Origin of the sequence: Sinomonas terrae (assembly GCF_022539255.1) — a bacterium.
Taxonomy (GTDB): domain Bacteria; phylum Actinomycetota; class Actinomycetes; order Actinomycetales; family Micrococcaceae; genus Sinomonas; species Sinomonas terrae.
On sequence record NZ_JAKZBV010000001.1, the window covers coordinates 1,105,994 to 1,123,025 of the forward strand.

Consider the following 17,032-nt stretch of genomic DNA (forward strand, 5'->3'; position numbering starts at 1 on the left):
AGGTCGGGGGACCAATGAAACAGATGATGGAGAGCGAAGCACCACCGGAAGTGGAGCGCCGCCAAGTGGTGAAGAGTGCGGCGTGGGCTGCGCCCGTCATCGCTGCGGCGGTCGCCGCGCCGATGGCGGCCGCGTCGCAAGCGTTCTGGGATGTCGGGATCACGGGAAGATGCTCCACGGGCCTGCTGGGGATCCTCGGACAATCGCGCTTGGACTTCACGATCACGGCAGTTCAGGGGACGGTCCCCGCGGGGACGAGTTTCACGCTCACGTCGAGCTCTCTGCTCGACGTGAGCGCCCTGGCTGCCAGCCCCAACGGGCTCGTGTCGATTTCACTACTGAGCGGCTCGTCGGTGATCCTCACGCTCACCGCGCCGCTCGCGCAGGGGAGTACGGTGACGATCGACCTGCTCGGCCAGTTCGTGACGGTCGGGCTCGTCTACACGTACACGCTCCAGCTCAACGGGACGGACCATCCCTCGAGTCCGACGACTGCGGCCCCGAACTCGGCCTCGGTCTCGGCGCTCGCCCAGCTCAACTTGGGCGTCAAATCTCTCGTGTGCCTGTGACAGCTTCCTAAGCCCGGCCCGGGCAGCTATTCTTCGTAGCCGCCCGGGTTGAGCTGCTGCCAGCGCCAGTGGTCCTCGACCATCTCGCGGAGACCGCGGCGCGCTTTCCAGTTGAGTTCTCGTTCGGCTTTGGCTGTCTCAGCGAACGACGACGGAACATCCCCTGGGCGGCGCTCGGCGAAGCGGTACGGCACGTCCCGGCCCGCAGCTTCCGAGTAGGCGTCCAAGACCTCAAGGACGCTGTACCCGCGCCCGGTGCCGAGGTTCCATACGTGGGCTCCTCTCTTCGAGGCAATCCAATCGAGAGCCGCAACGTGGCCTTCGGCAAGGTCGAGGACGTGGATGAAGTCTCTGATCCCGGTGCCGTCGGGGGTTTCGTAGTCGGAACCGAAGACCCGGACGAATGGGAGCTTCCCTATCGCGACCTGCCCGACAAACGGGACGAGGTTAGCCGGGAGGCCGCGAGGATCCTCGCCCAGCCGGCCGGAAGGGTGGGCACCGACCGGGTTGAAGTACCGCAGCATCCCGATAGACCAGCGGTTATCCGCAGCGGCCAGGTCGCCGAGCATCTGTTCGATGACCAGCTTCGTGCGGCCGTAAGGGCTTGTTGCCGAGAGGGGCTCTTCCTCGGACACGGGTACGGCACGTGGTGCGCCGTAGACGGTGGCCGAGGACGAGAACAGCAGGCGCCTGACTCCGCTCGCTTCCATCGCTTCCAGAAGGTTGAGCGTGCCGCCGATGTTGGATGCGAAGTACCGGAGCGGGTTGATGGTCGACTCGCCGACCGACTTCAGCCCAGCGAAATGGACGACGACGTCGGGAGCCGTCGCGACGAGCGCTTTCCTCGTGGCGGCGGCGTCGGAAAGGTCGGCGATGAGGTACGGGACCGGTGCACCGGCCAGTTCGCCGACCCGTTTGAGGGCTGTGGGAGACGAGTTCTGGAAGTTGTCCAGCACCGTGACGTCGTGTCCGTCCGTGAGCAGCGCGAGAACGGTGTGGGAACCGATGTAACCGGCACCGCCGGTGACGAGGACGCGCATTTCAGTACGCCCCTGTTTTGGCGGAGACTGCGCCTACCGTTCGAAACAGGATCATAAGGTCCTGAATCATCGACCAGTTCTCCACGTAGTAGAGATCCAATTTGATGGAGTCGTCCCAGGAAAGGTCGCTTCGACCACTCACCTGCCACAGTCCAGTGATTCCCGGTTTGATTAGTAGCCGACGGTGGGCGAATTTGTCATAGCGCTCAACCTCTTGGGGGAGTGGGGGCCTCGGGCCGATGAGGCTCATGCTGCCGCCCAACACGTTGAAAAGCTGTGGGAGTTCATCGAGGGAATGGCGGCGGATAAATCGTCCGAATCGCGTCACCCGCGGGTCTTCTCGGAGTTTGAAGAGAGGGCCGCTTCCTTCGTTCCGTCCGTGGAGCTTCGTCAGCTGCTTTTCCGCGTCCTCGATCATTGAGCGGAATTTGAGCATTCGGAATGGTTCACCTGCGCGACCGATCCTGGTCTGCCGGAAGATGACCGGCCCGGGGCTGTCGAGCTTCACCCAGAGTGCGATCACGAGCATGGGGAGGGCGAGCGCGACGAGGAGGACCAGCGTGGCGACGAGGTCGAAGCCTCGCTTGGCCAGACCCTTCGGGCCGTCGAGCCGCGGGGTCGTCACGTGGATGAGCGGGAGGCCGGCGACTGGCTGGGTGTGGATGCGTGGCCCCGCAATGTCTGTGAGGGCCGGCGCCACCACCATGCCTACCTCGCGAGTTGCGAGGGCCCAGCCGAGCTGCCGGAGCGCAGAGGGGTCGAGGCTCGCGCCACCTGAGATGACCACCGCGTCGGCAGCCGAGGCGTGCACAGCGGCAAGAACTCCGTCCAGGTCTGGACTCCGGCGCGCCACCGGCACGTTAAGGCCGCCCGACAGCCTGCCTAGGTCCTCCAGCTCAGTATCCGGGTCGGTTACGTAGGCCGCTACCGGCCGATATCCGGCTTCCGGGTGACGGCTGAGCTGCAGGTTCAGGTGTTGCACGCTTTGCGACGCACCGACAAGCAGCACGGTGCGGATAGCACGGCCCAGCTGGCGCTCGCGGATCAGCCTGCGCCGAAGCAGTCTGCGGCCGACGAGCAGGCAGGCAAGGCCGAGGGGGAGCGCGACGGCGACATAGCCGCGCGCGGTCTCGAGCTGGAAGACATAGGAGAGGACCGCGATCCCGCCGAAGAGCCATAGCGACGCTGAGGTGACCCGTTTGTACTCCTCGGGGCCGTACCCAAGGACCCGGACGTCCCGCGACCCGGAGAGCCCAAGAGCTGCCCACCACGAAAGGCCGAGCACCACGCTCACGAGCGCGTACGGAATCGGGCCCTCGCCGAGATCGGCCGACGACCCTCCTAGCCCGAAGCGGAGCAGTTGGGCGCCGGCCATAGCCACCGTGACAGCCGCGAGGTCGGCAAGCATGATCCTCGCAGCATGGTCGGTGGGCAGCCTCGCCGACGTGCCGGTTGCCCCCGAGCGAGAAGGCATCCGCGTCACAATTGTGCCTGAATTCGAGGAGAGATTGTCCGTCAGCTTCCGAGACTCCGTCACATTCGCGAAAGACGTAAGGGGCCATTTGTTCCTAACCCTCTCACCACCGGTCACATTCGTGACATTGTCTTTGTCGCTATTGTCCTGGCCATCAGCTAAGAGGCCAAGCTTTGCAGCACTTTCGCTCATCCCTGTCCCCATGAATGCAGCCGATACCTGTGTTTGAGCCGCCAGTCGCGGCGCCGTCGAGAGCATAACCGAGGCTAGAAGCGCGTGATCAAGTCGTCGGATGCGAGACCCCATCAAACTGGGTCGGGAGTTGCTGTTTCTAGCCTGAAGGATTCGATGGAGGCGATGGGAATTCGCGACGCTTTGGGAGCACGGCTACGCTGTGCCGAGCACATTCATTTATGGGGGATATATGCGTTCATCCTTGATCCCGTCCGCTCTGACGAGGACCGGTAGACCTCGGGCGGTCGCGCCGGCGGCGGAGGGGCCGTGATCGAAAGGCTGAGGACTGTCCGGGGGCTCGTGGGAGGGCCAGTTGCCGGGCGAACAGTTCTTTCAGTGCTCGGTTCTTGCCTTGTGGCAGTGCTGGACATGCTCGGCGTTGCCGCCGTTCTCCCGCTGATGCAGCTGGTTACAGGAGCTTCCCCCGAGAGCGGGCCAACGGCGTGGGCCGCTCGCCTCGTCGGATCCTCGGAGCCCGGAGTCCTGATTCCGGCCATTGCCGGCCTCATAGCATGCGCCTTTGTCCTCAAGAGCCTCGTCACGATCGGTTTCCGCTGGTGGCAGCTCGGCTTCACGACCGGTCTCGAGGCCGCGGCTTCCGTCGAACTGACCCGCCGCTACGTCCTGTCGCCTTACGGAACGCACCGTCTGCGCAATGTCGGCGAGATCCGTCGCTGTGTCGAATCGTTCGTCCCACAGACCTTCTCCCAAGTGGTCCAAGGCCTCCTCAACTGGGTCACGGACGCGCTCACCCTGCTTGCCGTCGTCGTCGTTCTGCTCTTTGTCTCGCCCTCCGCGACGGTGCTTGCCGCAGTGGTCTTCGCGGGCTCAGGCTGGGCGGTCCAGCGTGTCCTACGTCCTCGCTTCGGGAAGGTCGGCGAGACCATGGCGCGCGTAGATCTCGAATCCTGGTCTGCACTTATGCCGACTCTCAGTGGCTTCCGCGAGGTGCGGCTCGGCGGAGCAGCGGAACTCTTCCTTGGACGCCTCAGCCAGGCCAAACGAGAACGAGCGCACGCACAGCGGGAGCTGTCCCTCATCTCGGAACTTCCGAAATACGTCCTCGAGGTGGCCTTCGTCGTCGGCATCGGAGCCGTCGCAGCACTGCTGTTCGCCACTCAAAGCCCCGGTGAAGCGGCCTCCGTCATCGGTGTCTTTTCGGTCGCGGCGACCCGCATCCTTCCCACCGTCAACCGTCTCGTTGCGACGACTGGCCTCATCCGTTCCGGGCAGAAGGCGCTCACTGTCCTGGCGGCCGAAACGCAGGAGCTCGATCGTGCCGAACGCCACCCGTCCGGGCCGCCGAGCAGGGCGTACGACGGCGACATTCGCCTCGACGAGGTGACGTTCGCCTTCCCAGACGCAGACGAGCCGGTGCTCAGCAGTGTGTCGACGACGATCGAGCACGGGCGTACCACCGCCTTCGTCGGCGCGAGCGGGGCAGGGAAGAGCACGTTGCTCGACCTCGTCCTTGGGCTCCTGGAGCCCACGAGCGGCTCGATCACGTGCGGCGGTGTCGATACGAAGAGCGATCTCAACGGCTGGTACGCGGGCCTGGGCGTCGTCCCGCAGGAGGTCTTCCTCCTCGACGACACGCTCGAGGCGAACATCACTCTTGGTGAAGGCACCGCCGATCTGGTCCGGCTCGAGGAGGCTGTGCGACTTGCTCAGCTCGACGCCGTGATCGCGGACCTTCCGGACGGGCTCGGAACTCGGCTGGGCGAACGCGGTGTGAGGCTCTCGGGCGGCCAGCGGCAGCGCGTGGGAATCGCGCGAGCGCTGTACCGGGAGCCCAAGATCCTGGTCCTCGACGAGGCCACGTCGTCGTTGGATGGTGCCACGGAGTACCGCATCACCGAAACGGTCGAGCGGCTGAGCGGGCTCATGACCGTCATCGTCGTTGCCCACCGCCTCTCGACCGTTCGCCATGCTGACAAGATCGTCTTTCTCTCCGCCGGCTCAGTTGCAGCGGAGGGGACCTTCGAGGAAGTGCGTGAGCTGAGTCCGGAATTCTCCCAGCTCGTGTCCTTGGGGCAGGTGTGAGGATGACTGCGGGTCAGAATGGGCTTCGGACTGAGGGGGCCGAACCCGCGCAGGACTCTCGGGTCTCCGTGGTGATTCCCCATTACGGCGATCCCGCACCGACGTTGCGGCTCATCGGCGCCCTTCGAGGTCAGGAGCCGCTGGTTCCCGAGCGGATCATCGTGAGCGATGATGCGTCGCCGATTCCCTTCCCTCGAACTGAGGGCGTCGAGGTTGTTCGGCGCCCGAGGAACGGAGGCTTCGGCAGCGCGGTCAATTCGGGCATGGAGCTCGTCGAGACGCCGCTCGCCCTTGTGCTCAACAGCGACCTGGCCGTGGGGGAGACCTTTGTTCGCGATCTGGTCGCGGCAGCGTTGCCTTGGCAGCCAGCACTCGTCGGTCCGCAGCTGCGCGATCCCAGCGGGGCCCCGCAATGGGTGGGGCGCCATTTCCCGACGGTCGCTCATCAGACGGTTGAATGGCTTACCCCTCTCGCTCGCTTCCGGCATTTCGACGTCTGACACGAGGCGGTAGGTCACAACCTTGCATGCACTGATGGCGCTGTCGTTCCGGTCGACTGGGTCGTCGGAGCGGCGATGCTGGTGCCGGTCGCAGAGTTTCGGGCTGTGGGTGGATTCGACGAGCGGTTCTTCATGAATGCCGAGGAGGTGGACCTTCAGCGGAGACTCCGTCTGCGCGGGGTCCCCTCAATCTTTGCCGGCACGGTTAGCGCCCTTCACGAGGGCGGTGGCTCTTCCGATCCCGCCCTCCGGCGCGAGTGGCTCGTGTCGGGGCGGCTGATCTACGCCCAGAAATGGGGCGGGGAACGCAGGCTTCGGGCCGCCCTCGCCACCACGTCTGTCATCAACGCGGGTGCCAATGCCCTTCGTCAGCTCATGGGGCGGGACGTTAGCGCCCTCGCCACGCTACGGCGCGAACTCGGCTATGTGGCTCGGAGGGCACGATGAGAAGTCGCCGGCTCCTGCTCGTCACTCCGTCCTTCCACGGCTACCACCGCTCTATCGCGCGCGCGTTCGCCGGCCGCGGGTACGACGTCGTGACCCATTGCTACGACGGGTTCGAAACCTTCCCCGACAAGCTGCGCAACAAGGCGTGTTTCGAACTTCCTGCTCGGCTCGGCTTCGACGGCCACACGCAAGCTGAGGCCTGGGCCACCCGACGAGCCCTGACCGTCCTTCGGCAGTCACGGCCTGACCGAGTCGTGGTGATCAAGGGCGACACGCTCGGAAACGAGTTCTGGCACGATCTCGGCGAGCGCCGTACTCCGCGCATCCTCTGGCTCTACGACGACCTGCGGCGGCACCGGTACACCGACGAGTTCCTCCGCGACGTCGGGCCGATCGTCAGCTACGCCCGCATCGAGGCACAGCAGCTGTGCGAGCGCGGCATCCAGACGACCTTCGTGCCGAACGCGTTCGATCCGGACTTGGCGTCCCCCTCCGCCAGACGTTCCGGGGAGATCGTGTTCGTCGGGGCCCGGTATCCGAATCGCGTGGACCTTCTGACCAGGCTTGGGGAAGCGGGCGTCCCGGTGCGGGCCTACGGGCGCCAGTGGTCCCATCACTTCTTCGACAGGTTGAGGACTTGGGAACTGGCGCGGCCATCCGTTCCGGCCGAGCGGGACATACCCCTCGACCGTGCATATGCCGTCCAAGCCGAAGCGGCGGCCGCGGTGAACGTCCACGGTTCCCAAGCAGGCTTGGCCATGCGAACGTTCGAAGTCCCGGGCATGGGTGGGCTCCAGCTAGCCGACCGTCAGGACATCGGTGAGTTCTACGAAGTCGGAAAGGAAGTCCTCGTCTTCGACTCGGCGGCCGAGCTCGTGGACCTCGCCGTCCGGGCGCAGCGCGATCATGTGTGGTCCGAGCGCATCCGCGAGGCCGGGCGGCGCCGGAGCCTCGCCCACCACACGTTCGCCCACCGCATTGCCGAGGTGGATGCACTGTGGGCGTGACCGGGACGGGACTCCTCTTTCCACGGGACATCGACGAATGGCGTCGGTGGCAGGGACGGCAGCACCGATTGCGGCGGATCCGCGCTTCGCTCCTCCCACGGCGCGAGAGCGTCCTCTGGCTCGCGGTCCGGGGGTCCACGCCCGAAGCACTCATCGGCCTCGACGCCGAGACTCCCACTCAAGTGGCTTCGCTCGTGCGTCCTCTCGAGCTGCTTCCCCGTCTAGACGTGGCTGTGCTCATGCCGACGCGGCGTCCGGGCCTCCTGCCGGGACATGGCTGGCGGTGGCTCGAGGTGCCGGCTGGCGGTGGGGCGCCGGGTGCGTCCGACGACGCCGGTACGGCCCCGCGCGCTTCCGACGACTCCCGTACAGTCCCGCGCGCGTCCGAGCACCCGAGTTCGGCCGCGCCCCCTGTGCCCGAGGTCTTGGGCTCCGTCCGAGCAGTGGCGACCATCGGTCACTTCCTGCCTGTGGGTGCGGTCGCGAATCGATGGGCTGGGGACCTCGGAGCGGCGAGAGTCGTCGTCCAACACGGTCTCCTCACCCCGCACGCGCCGCCGCTGCCACCGGAATCTCATTTCCTCGCATTCAGCGATCAGGACGGGGCGTTCGTTGCGGCGGGGCGAGACGACGTCGTCTGTTCGAGCATCGGATCTCAGCTGCTGTGGGCAGCAGGGAACGAGAAGCCCGCGCCCTGCGGAGACCAGCGGCCGATGTACTTGGGGCAGCTCCACGGCGCCGAGCTTCCACGGGGTATCAAAGGGCGGGTGACGGCAGACTTCTGCCGAGCGACCGGGGCAATGTATCGGCCCCATCCTGCGGAGACCGATGTTGCGTCCCGCCTTCAGCACGCTCTGTGGGAGCGTCGCGGCATCGTCGTCGACCGTTCGGGACTACCGCTGCGCGAGCTGGGACGCCCGGTCGTCTCCGCCTTCTCCACGGGCGTGCTCGAAGCCGCTGCCCGAGGCGTTCCGGCCTGGGTCGTGTTCCCCGAGGCACCTCGTTGGCTCCTTGAGTTCTGGGACCGCTATTCCATGCGGCGTTGGGGTGGGGCGCCGACCTCGCCCCCGGCGAGGCCCGAGCGCGAACCCGCAGCCGCCGTCGCCGACCACATCGTACGGCTCCTCAGGCGCCGCATCCCGCACACATCTGACAAGCCATCCGCACCGCAGCATTCGAGGGGAAGAAGTTGACGATACTCTGCGTGATACCCGCACGAGGCGGGTCGAAAGGCATCCGCCGCAAGAACGTCCGCAGCATTGCTGGCAAACCGCTCCTCGTCTGGACGATAGAACAGGCCCTCAACGCACGCTCTGACCTTGATGTCCTCGTCTCGACGGACGACGCGGAGATAGCAGACGTCGCACGGCGAGCTGGCGCAGACGTGCCTTTCCTCCGGCCAGCGGCTCTCGCGCTCGACGAGACTCCCACCGAGCCCGTGATTCGCCACGCCATCGCCGCACGTGTTCGGCAGGGCCGGCGCCCGGACGCGGTCATGCTCCTCCAAGCCACGTCGCCCGTGCGCTTCCCAGGAACCTTGGACCGCGCTGTCGAACAGTTCGAGGCGGGCGGAATCGACTCGCTGGTGGGAGTCGTCCCGCAGCCACCGTTTCTGTGGCTGTCGGGGGACGTTCCATTCGCGGCGTACGACCCCGCGCACCGGCCCCGGAGGCAGGATCTCGATGAAGCGTCCTACGCGTACCGCGAAACCGGCTCTCTCTACCTCACTCGCACCGAGATCTACGAGCGGGGCGGCCACCGTCTCGGCGGCAAAGTGGGGCTCTTCGTGATGGACGAGCGAGAAGGCACCGACGTGGACACCGAACTGGACCTGCTCATCGCCGAACAGCAGCTCAAATGGTTCCGAAATGCGCTCGAGGCAAAGGACGCAGAGCTGTGATCATCGAGCGGAATATCGCGCCCTTTATCGTTTTCGCGGAGGCTCCGATCCTCACCGCCCTCGCGAAGATCACGGAGAACCAGGAGCGGATCGCCTTCTGCGTCGACGAGCACGGCGTCCTCCGCGGTTCCCTCTCTGACGGTGATTTCCGGCGGTGGATCGTCGAGAACCCGAACGCCGAGCTGGACGTTCCCGCCGTTCAGGTGGCCAATCCAGCGGTGCACAGTGCGAGAGCCGGAACGCCACTTCGGGATCTCGGCAACCTCATGGGGCGGGAGATCCGCCACCTGCCCCTCGTCGATGATCGGGGTCGTCTCGTGGCAGTGGCCGTGGACCGCGCCGAGGTCCTGACCATAGGGAAACGCGAGATCGGGGCGGGCCAACCGGCTTTCGTGATCGCCGAAATCGGGAACAACCACAACGGTTCGGTCGATCTCGCACGCCGCCTCGTGGATCTCGCGGCCGACGCGGGGGCTGACGCCGTCAAGTTCCAGCTGCGCGACCTCGACGCGCTCTACCGCCAGGCGGGAGGCTCGAGCGTGGGGGAGGATCTCGGCGCCCAGTACACGCTCGACCTCCTCTCACGCTTCTCGCTCCCGGCAGGGAAGCTCTTCGACGTCTTCGACCACTGCGGGGACCGCGGCATCGATGTCATGTGCACCCCGTGGGATGGTCCGAGCGTGGGTGCGCTCGTCGACTACGGCATCCCCGCGCTCAAGATCGCCTCGGCCGATCTCACGAATCACGGGCTCTTGCGCGAGGCCGCGTCGACGGGCCTGCCGCTCGTGCTGAGCACGGGAATGTCACGGGAAGACGAGATCCGGGAATCCTCTGCGCTGATTCGGGGTTTCGGTGCGAGCTTTGCCTTGCTGCATTGCCAGTCCTCGTACCCGGCCCCGTTCAAAGACGTGAATCTCGCATACATGGACCGGCTCGCCGAGATCGGCCAGTGCATTGTCGGCTACTCCGGGCATGAGCGCGGCTATCACGTGCCGGTCGCAGCCGTGGCGCGCGGGGCCAAGATCATCGAGAAGCACTTCACGCTCGACGTCTCGATGGAGGGCAACGACCACAAAGTCTCGCTGCTCCCGCATGAGTTCGCAGAGATGGTGCGCTGGATCCGGGAGGCCGAGGAGTCGATCGGGGAGAGCGTTCCGCGAGAGGTCTCGACAGGTGAGCTCATGAACCGAGCGAACCTCGCGAAATCGCTCGTTGCTGCCAAGCCACTTCCCGCGGGCCACGTCGTGCAAGAGGCCGACGTCGATATCAAGAGTCCTGGGCGCGGCCTCCAGCCCAACGCCCTCCCACGCCTGCTCGGCCGGACCCTGAGGCGATCCGTGGCCGAAGGCGACTTCTTCTACAGCGGCGACCTCGCCGACGTCGTGCCCGCGGGCCGCGACTTCCGGTTCCGCCGGCCATGGGGTCTGCCGGTCCGCTATCACGACCACGCCTCCCTCATCAGTGACTGCACTCCTGACTTCCTGGAATTCCACTTCTCCTACAAAGACCTCGAAGTCGACGTCGAGTCCGTCTTCTCCAAGCCGCTCGACATGCGCTTCACCACGCATCTTCCTGATCTGTTCGCGGGGGACTTCCTTGTGGACCTCGCCTCGCCCGACGCCGACGTGTGGGAGCGCTCGATCGCGGAGGTCCAGCGAACGATCGGCATCACGCGGTCCCTCGCCCGATGGTTCCGCGAGGACGAACCGATCGTAGTGGTGACGATGGGCGGGTTTACCCGTGACCGGCACGTCCCGTCGGAGCGGAGGGCCGGGATGTACGCGCGGATCGCAGAGGCCCTCCGGCGGCTCGACACGGCGGGCGTGCGCCTCGCGGCCCAGACCTTGCCTCCCTACCCCTGGCTCATGGGTGGCCAGCAGTTCCACAACCTGTTCCTCGATCCGAAGGACACCGCGGAGTTCGCCGGTGCGACCGGGATCGGTCTGTGCCTCGACGTTTCTCACTCGAAGCTCGCCGCCAACCACCTCGGTATCCCGTTCTCCGAGGCGGTCGAACTGTTGGCCCCTCACACGATCCACCTCCACCTCGTGGACGCGAAGGGCGTCGACGGCGAAGGCGTGCAGATCGGAGAAGGAGAGGTCGACTGGGCGGCACTGTCCGCGCAGCTTGATCGGCTTGCGCCGGAAGCCGGGTTCATCCCCGAGATCTGGCAGGGGCACACCAACAGCGGGGAGGGTTTCTGGACCGCACTCGAAAGGCTCGAGCGATGGTTCTGAGCGTTCGACGGCGGCGCTCGCCGGTGAGAGCCCATCCCACCGCGTTATGGGTTGTACCGGTTGCGGACCTCGGCGGCGTCGCTCGACACGTTCTCGATGTCGCCGAGGTCGGTCTGCCCGGCTGGCGGCTGGTGGTCCTATGCCCAGAGGGCCCGCTCGCCCAAAGGCTGAGACTTGCGGGGGCCGCCGTCTGCGCCACCGAGTTCGGTCCCGGGGCAGGGCTCACGGCCTCGGTGAACGCACTGCGCCGGGTGATTCGCGCGCTTCAACCCGACGTCGTCCATGCGCACCTCGCCTATGCAGACGTCATAGCGGCGCTCGCCACCCGGGGCATGGCGGTGCGGCTCGCGACGACCGAGCATGGGATCGCGGCTGACGACGCCGTGTATCACGGGTCTGCTTGGCGCTCGCGAGCCATGGCGGAAGTCCACCGCAGGCGACTCGCGATGACCGATATCCCAATAGCGGTCTCCCGTGCGACCAAAGGTGCGATGCTCGCGAAATGGTCGGCCCGAGGCGAGATCGCGGTCATACCTAACGGCGTCGATCGGCCGAGCGCTGGAGGCAAGGCGGCAGCCCCGTCGGGGAAGGGCACGCCGTCTCTCGCCTCCACGGGCAGCGCGAGTCAGGGCGAAGGTCTGCGCGTCCTCTCGCTGGCCAGACTCTCGCGGGAGAAGCGCATCACCGACCTCCTGCACGCCTTCGCTGAGCTGAGAAGCCTCAATCCTCACGCAACGCTCACCATCGCGGGGGAGGGCCCCGAGCGGGCAGCGCTCCATGCCGCCGTCAGCGGTATGGGCCTTGGCGAAACGGTTGACCTGCCCGGCTTCCTCGATCCGGCCGCAGCCATGGCGCACGCCGACGTCGTGGTTCAGCTCTCCACATGGGAGAACTGCTCCTACACGCTGCTCGACGCCATGAGGGCAGGTCTCGGGGTCGTTGCGACACCTGTGGGCGGAAACCCGGAGATCCTTCCGGAACGATGCCTCGCTGTCGGCGACCGTCCGCGGAGCGTGGCCGAGACCATCGTCCGTCAGGCTCACGACGGCGAGCGCCCCTCCCTGCCAAGGGGTTGGCCGACCAGGCAGGAGATGGCCGCGCTGATCGTTGCGGAGTACGAACGGGGTGGCACCGCATGACGTCCTGGCCCTTGTCGGTTCCTCGGACGGCAGGTGACGAAGAGAGGAGCCTTGACGGAAGGAGCATTGGCAGAAAGGGGAGCCTCGTTAACCGCGAGTCTGGGACGACAGAGCTCCTGGCCTTCCTCTGTGCGGTTGGCTTCGTGGTCGGCGGAGTCGACGTGCCCGGGCTCGGCATCCCGGTCGACTCGGTCGCAACAGCACTCGCTGTCCTGATAGGTCTGGGCTCACGGCCGAACGGCGTATCACTTCCGCGCTGGATGCCGGCCCTCGCCGTGGCAGGCGCACTGTGGATCGCATTGGTTTCCATCGCACTAGGTGCTCCGGACATTCGACGCCTGAGTCATCTGGCGATCGATGCAATCGCGATCATCGTCGTCGCCGCTGGCCGCCTCGATCGCGCAGCCCTCGGGCGAGGCCTCGCGTTCGGGATGGTCCTAGGGGTTGCATGGGGAACCGCGACATTCAAGGAAAGTGGCTACGCGAACCGCCTCACAGGGATCTTCGGTGATCCGAACACGGCTGGGCTCATCATCATTGTGTGCGCAGGTCTGGCGTTCCCGACCCTGCGAAAGGGATGGAGCAAGCTCGTCGTGGTGGGGTCGGCGGTTACTGGGGTGGTGCTCACCGACTCACGGACGACACTCCTTGCCGCGTGCTCAATGATCGTGTGGCTGCTGCTGAGCCGGCTTCGAGTGCACCCGTGGTTTGCCCTAGGCCTTCTCGCTGTGGCCGTTCTCTGGGTCAGCAACGCGACGCATGAAGGTCTCGGAGCCGATGCTTTTGCGGGGCGGGCAGGAAGCGATGCACTGCGTGCGCGAATTGATGAGGCGGCGCTCGCGGACGTTGCGACGAGCCCGTGGTTCGGCCATGGTGCAGGGACAGCGCGTACTCTCGTCGACGGCCTCACGTTTTTCTACCACAGCTCATATCTGTCGGTCCGGACGGAGGGCGGCTGGATCGCGTTCGCGTTCGTCGTCGGCCTTCTGGTCGCCACGTTCGCCACCCTCGTCAAGCTCGGTTCGCGGCGCATTCCGCTGTACGAGGCCACGCTCATCGGCATCGCAGTGTGTGCGATCAATCTCGGTGAGGTCCTCATGACCGTGTCGTCCGCAGCGGCGGTGGGGGTTTCGATGCAATATGCGGCTATCACCCAATTTCCGCGGGCGGGTTCGGCGGCCAGCCCCTCGGAAGAGACCCAGCGGTTCAGGAGGAATGGGACATGACGCACATCGTTCTCGCGGCCAACAACGGTGAGATCGGCGGAGGAGAGGTCATGCTCCTCGCAATCGCTGAAGCACTCAGGGATATGGGAGTTGACGTTCTGGTGCTGGGCCCGGAACGGCTAGGAGGTGTGATCGCTGCCGCGCAAGAGCGAGGCTTTCCCGTCGAGGCGCTCCCGTGCCGCGGGCGGCCTGAGTACATGATCGCGCTCCGGCGCTGGCGGAAGGCACACCCCGAAGGGGTCCTGTGGTGCAACGGCCTCATCCCGTCCGCCGCGACCGCTGGCATGCCACAGCGGATCGTCCACCTTCACCAGCTCCCCGTCGGGCCCCAGCAGCTCGTCGTGCCCGCAGCGCGCGCCCGCGCCATGGCAACTCTCGTGCCGTCCCAGTTCATGGCATCGAAGGTGCGTGGTGCCCGGGTGCTCGCGAACTGGTCGCCCGCGCTCGAACGCGTGCTGGTTCCGCGGGGGAAGGGCCCCATCCGCCTCGGCTTCCTCGGGCGGCCGTCCGAGGCCAAGGGGATTCCCGTGCTTGCCGACGCGATGGGCAGACTCCGCCACCGCGGTCCCCTTCGCTACTTCCTCCGCATCGCGGGGGAGCCACGCTTCGTCGACGCGCGGGAACGCGTCGTCGTCGAAGGCCGGCTCCGGTCCCTCGGGCGCTCCGTGCAGGAACTCGGCTGGATGGTCACCGACGAGTTTCTCGGCACGATCGACATCCTCGTGGTGCCGTCTGTATGGGAGGAATCATTCGGCCTCGTGGTCACGGAGGCGATGTCAGCCCGCGTGCCGGTTGTCGTGAGCGACGCGGGTGCCCTCCCCGAGGTGATCGGGCACGATCATCCCTGGATTGCGCGCGCGGGCGACCCGCAGTCTCTCGCAGACGTCATCGCCGAGGCTGCGTCCGCGCTTCCCGCGGATGACGTCGTCGAACGCGCCCACAAGCGTTGGGCCGAGCTCTTTGCACCCGAGGTAGGCCGCGAGTCGGTCAGGAGTCTTCTGGCCACTCTCGGGCTTGCGCCCCAGGAGAAGCGGGTCGAGCAAGCGGAGAGTGCCCCATGAGCAGGCTCGCCGCATCTGTCGTCGTTCCAACCCGCGGGGGCGCCAAGCGGTTGCCGGTGCTCCTCGCCGCTCTCGCCGCCCAGGACACCGACGACTTCGAGGTGTTGCCGGTGGTCGATGGAGACATCGACGGGTCTGAGGACGTCCTTCGCAGCTGGTCCCACCGCCTCGCCCTGAAACCCATAGTGTTCAGAGAGAACCGAGGCCGAGCCGCCGCGCTCAATGCCGGAGCTGCTGCGGCCACTGGCCGGATCATCATTCGCTGTGACGACGACCTCGAACCGCGTTCGGATTTCATCACCGGCCACGTTGCAAGGCACTCGGGCCGGAGGTGTGGCGTGGTGGGCCTGACCACCAACGCCCTCCCGGACACGGCCTACGCGAGGGCGTACGGGCGCAAGGCCAACGCCCACTCGATCACTTCAGCCCTCGCCCTCCCGCCCAAGCGGACGTGGCGGCTTTGGTCGGCCAACGTCTCGCTGGCCGCCGACCTCCACGCGCGGCTCGGGGGCTACGACGCGCGCTATCGACGCTACGGATGGGAGGACGTCGACTTCGGCTACCGCCTGCATCGCGCGGGAGTTCCCATCGTTGTGGCGCCCGAGCTCATCGCAGTCCACCACGGCGCGTCGACGACGACGGCGGCTCGCGCAGTACGCGCGCTGCACGCAGGTGCCGCGCGCGAGACCTTCCTTGCCGTGCACGGCCCGGAAGCACTTCAGGAGTTCGACGACGGCCCCCTCAAGAGCCCGCCCAGCCTATGGGACAGAGTTGTCGCTGGCACGAGTTCCTTTGTGACGGAGCGGACCTTGCATGCCTACGGCGCAGCGGCGGACGCTGCTGTTCCACGGCTCCCCGCTGCTGTCGCTGAGAAGCTCATTGCGCTCGCGGTCGAATCGGCAGGAATCGCGGGCGTCAAGTATCCGCACCGGGCGCGCGGCACGTTCTAGCACGGCCCGGCCACAACCGCGGCCAGGCCACAACCACGACGCCGCGCGACGGCGAGACCCATGGGGGCCATATTTTGGGGCACACCAGACCTGTCGTGGCGATCGCTCACGACTACCTGACTCAGCGCGGCGGGGCCGAGCGCGTCGTGCTCGCGATGCACCGAGCCTTTCCCGACGCCACCATCTACACGACGCTCTACGATCCCGACGGTACGTTTCCGGAGTTCCGGTCCGCGCGGATCGTCACCTCCGCCCTCAACCGATTCGCCGTGCTCCGCAGGCACCATAGAGCGGCCCTTCCTCTGTTGGCCACCGCAGCGAGCGCGCTCTCGGTGCCGGCCGACGTCGTCATCGCTTCGACGAGCGGCTGGGCGCATGGCTTCGCTACGGAAGGGAAGGTGCTCGTCTACTGCCATTCGCCGGCGCGCTGGCTGTATCTTGCCGAGCAGTATCTCGGCAGGGCCGCACGTCGGAGCGTGCAGAGGGCAGCCCTCGCAGCGCTCAAGCCTCACCTCGTGCGGTGGGACCGGCGGGCCGCGTGGGGCGCCCGGCGCTATCTCGCCAACTCGACCGTTGTCCGTGACCGCATCGCCCGGGTTTATGGCGTAGAGGCTGACATTCTCCACCCGCCCCACAGCGTCGATGTGACCGGGAGGCGTGATCCGATGTGCGAACTCGAGGATTTCGTGGGCGATGGCGGCCATTTCCTGATCGTCTCGAGGCTTCTTCCCTACAAGAACGTGGACCGGGCCATCGAGGCTTTCCGCGGTCTGGACGAGCGCCTGCTCGTGGTGGGGACGGGTCCGCTCGCTCGGGCCCTCCAAGCTGCACGGCCCTCGAACGTCCGGCTCGCCGGGCTCGTCACGGACGCACAGATGCGATGGGCATACGCCTCCGCGAAGGCCCTCATCGCGCCGTCCCACGAGGACTTCGGGATCACGCCGCTCGAGGCCGGAGCATGGGGAAAGCCGACGATCGCGCTCCACGCCGGAGGCTATCTCGACACGATTGCGGAGGGCGTGACGGGCACCTTCATCGAGCGTCCGACCTCGGAGGCGATCCGGGAAGCGGTGCTCGCCTTCCGGGAAGAGGACTGGGACGCGCTCGCTATTCGCGAGCACGTCCACCGGTTCTCAGAGGAGCGGTTCCGCGAACGGCTGTGCGCCGAAGTCGATGCGATGGCGCGGCGCCGAACCGGCTAGCCC

At 66.5% G+C, this 17,032-nt stretch carries 15 protein-coding genes; 13 read left to right on the forward strand and 2 right to left on the reverse strand.

What is annotated here, in order from left to right; all coding sequences use genetic code 11:
• Positions 1–14: 14 nt before the first annotated feature.
• Positions 15–569, forward strand: coding sequence for a hypothetical protein (locus tag L0M17_RS05155; RefSeq protein WP_241052357.1), 555 nt, complete (start codon positions 15–17; stop codon positions 567–569).
• A 26-nt stretch (positions 570–595) separates the two neighbouring features.
• On the opposite strand, the gene galE is transcribed toward L0M17_RS05155, so the two are convergent.
• Complete coding sequence (gene galE, locus L0M17_RS05160; RefSeq protein WP_241052360.1) at positions 596–1,609, reverse strand: UDP-glucose 4-epimerase GalE; 1,014 nt, start codon at positions 1,607–1,609, stop codon at positions 596–598.
• 1 nt (position 1,610) lies between these two features.
• Entirely contained in the window at positions 1,611–3,083 is a 1,473-nt protein-coding gene (locus L0M17_RS05165) for a sugar transferase (RefSeq protein ID WP_241052368.1), read from the reverse strand.
• A gap of 570 nt (positions 3,084–3,653) precedes the next feature.
• On the opposite strand from L0M17_RS05165, the gene L0M17_RS05170 reads away from it, so the two are divergent.
• From L0M17_RS05170 to L0M17_RS05225, 12 genes are all read left to right on the forward strand, one after another.
• Positions 3,654–5,360 (forward strand): ABC transporter ATP-binding protein, encoded by a 1,707-nt coding sequence (locus tag L0M17_RS05170; RefSeq protein WP_241052371.1) that lies wholly within the window; start codon positions 3,654–3,656, stop codon positions 5,358–5,360.
• 68 nt (positions 5,361–5,428) lie between these two features.
• Entirely contained in the window at positions 5,429–5,860 is a 432-nt protein-coding gene (locus tag L0M17_RS05175) for a glycosyltransferase family 2 protein (RefSeq protein WP_241052380.1), read from the forward strand.
• 105 nt (positions 5,861–5,965) lie between these two features.
• Positions 5,966–6,307: a glycosyltransferase family 2 protein gene (locus tag L0M17_RS05180; RefSeq protein ID WP_241052382.1), complete on the forward strand. Its 342-nt coding sequence runs from the start codon at positions 5,966–5,968 to the stop codon at positions 6,305–6,307.
• A complete protein-coding gene (locus L0M17_RS05185) occupies positions 6,304–7,314 on the forward strand; it encodes a CgeB family protein (RefSeq protein ID WP_241052386.1) in 1,011 nt (336 codons plus the stop codon). The genes L0M17_RS05180 and L0M17_RS05185 overlap by 4 nt, the downstream gene beginning before the upstream one ends.
• Positions 7,311–8,507 (forward strand): RNA-binding protein, encoded by a 1,197-nt coding sequence (locus L0M17_RS05190; protein WP_241052395.1) that lies wholly within the window; start codon positions 7,311–7,313, stop codon positions 8,505–8,507. The genes L0M17_RS05185 and L0M17_RS05190 overlap by 4 nt, the downstream gene beginning before the upstream one ends.
• Positions 8,508–8,518: 11 nt before the next feature.
• Positions 8,519–9,214 carry an acylneuraminate cytidylyltransferase family protein gene (locus tag L0M17_RS05195; protein ID WP_308196812.1) on the forward strand — a complete coding sequence of 232 codons (696 nt, stop codon included), beginning with the start codon at positions 8,519–8,521 and terminating at the stop codon, positions 9,212–9,214.
• Complete coding sequence (locus tag L0M17_RS05200) at positions 9,211–11,451, forward strand: N-acetylneuraminate synthase family protein (protein ID WP_241052405.1); 2,241 nt, start codon at positions 9,211–9,213, stop codon at positions 11,449–11,451. The genes L0M17_RS05195 and L0M17_RS05200 overlap by 4 nt, the downstream gene beginning before the upstream one ends.
• Positions 11,442–12,590 (forward strand): glycosyltransferase family 4 protein, encoded by a 1,149-nt coding sequence (locus tag L0M17_RS05205; RefSeq protein WP_241052413.1) that lies wholly within the window; start codon positions 11,442–11,444, stop codon positions 12,588–12,590. Before L0M17_RS05200 ends, L0M17_RS05205 begins: the two co-directional genes overlap by 10 nt.
• Before the next feature lie 143 nt (positions 12,591–12,733).
• Positions 12,734–13,816, forward strand: coding sequence for an O-antigen ligase family protein (locus L0M17_RS05210; RefSeq protein ID WP_241052421.1), 1,083 nt, complete (start codon positions 12,734–12,736; stop codon positions 13,814–13,816).
• Complete coding sequence (locus L0M17_RS05215; protein ID WP_241052423.1) at positions 13,813–14,877, forward strand: glycosyltransferase; 1,065 nt, start codon at positions 13,813–13,815, stop codon at positions 14,875–14,877. The genes L0M17_RS05210 and L0M17_RS05215 overlap by 4 nt, the downstream gene beginning before the upstream one ends.
• Positions 14,874–15,827, forward strand: a complete 954-nt coding sequence (locus L0M17_RS05220) for a glycosyltransferase family 2 protein (RefSeq protein ID WP_241052430.1) — start codon at positions 14,874–14,876, stop codon at positions 15,825–15,827. Before L0M17_RS05215 ends, L0M17_RS05220 begins: the two co-directional genes overlap by 4 nt.
• A gap of 95 nt (positions 15,828–15,922) precedes the next feature.
• On the forward strand, positions 15,923–17,029 hold the full coding sequence (locus tag L0M17_RS05225) for a glycosyltransferase (protein WP_241052432.1): 1,107 nt from the start codon (positions 15,923–15,925) through the stop codon (positions 17,027–17,029).
• The last annotated feature ends 3 nt before the right edge of the window (positions 17,030–17,032 follow it).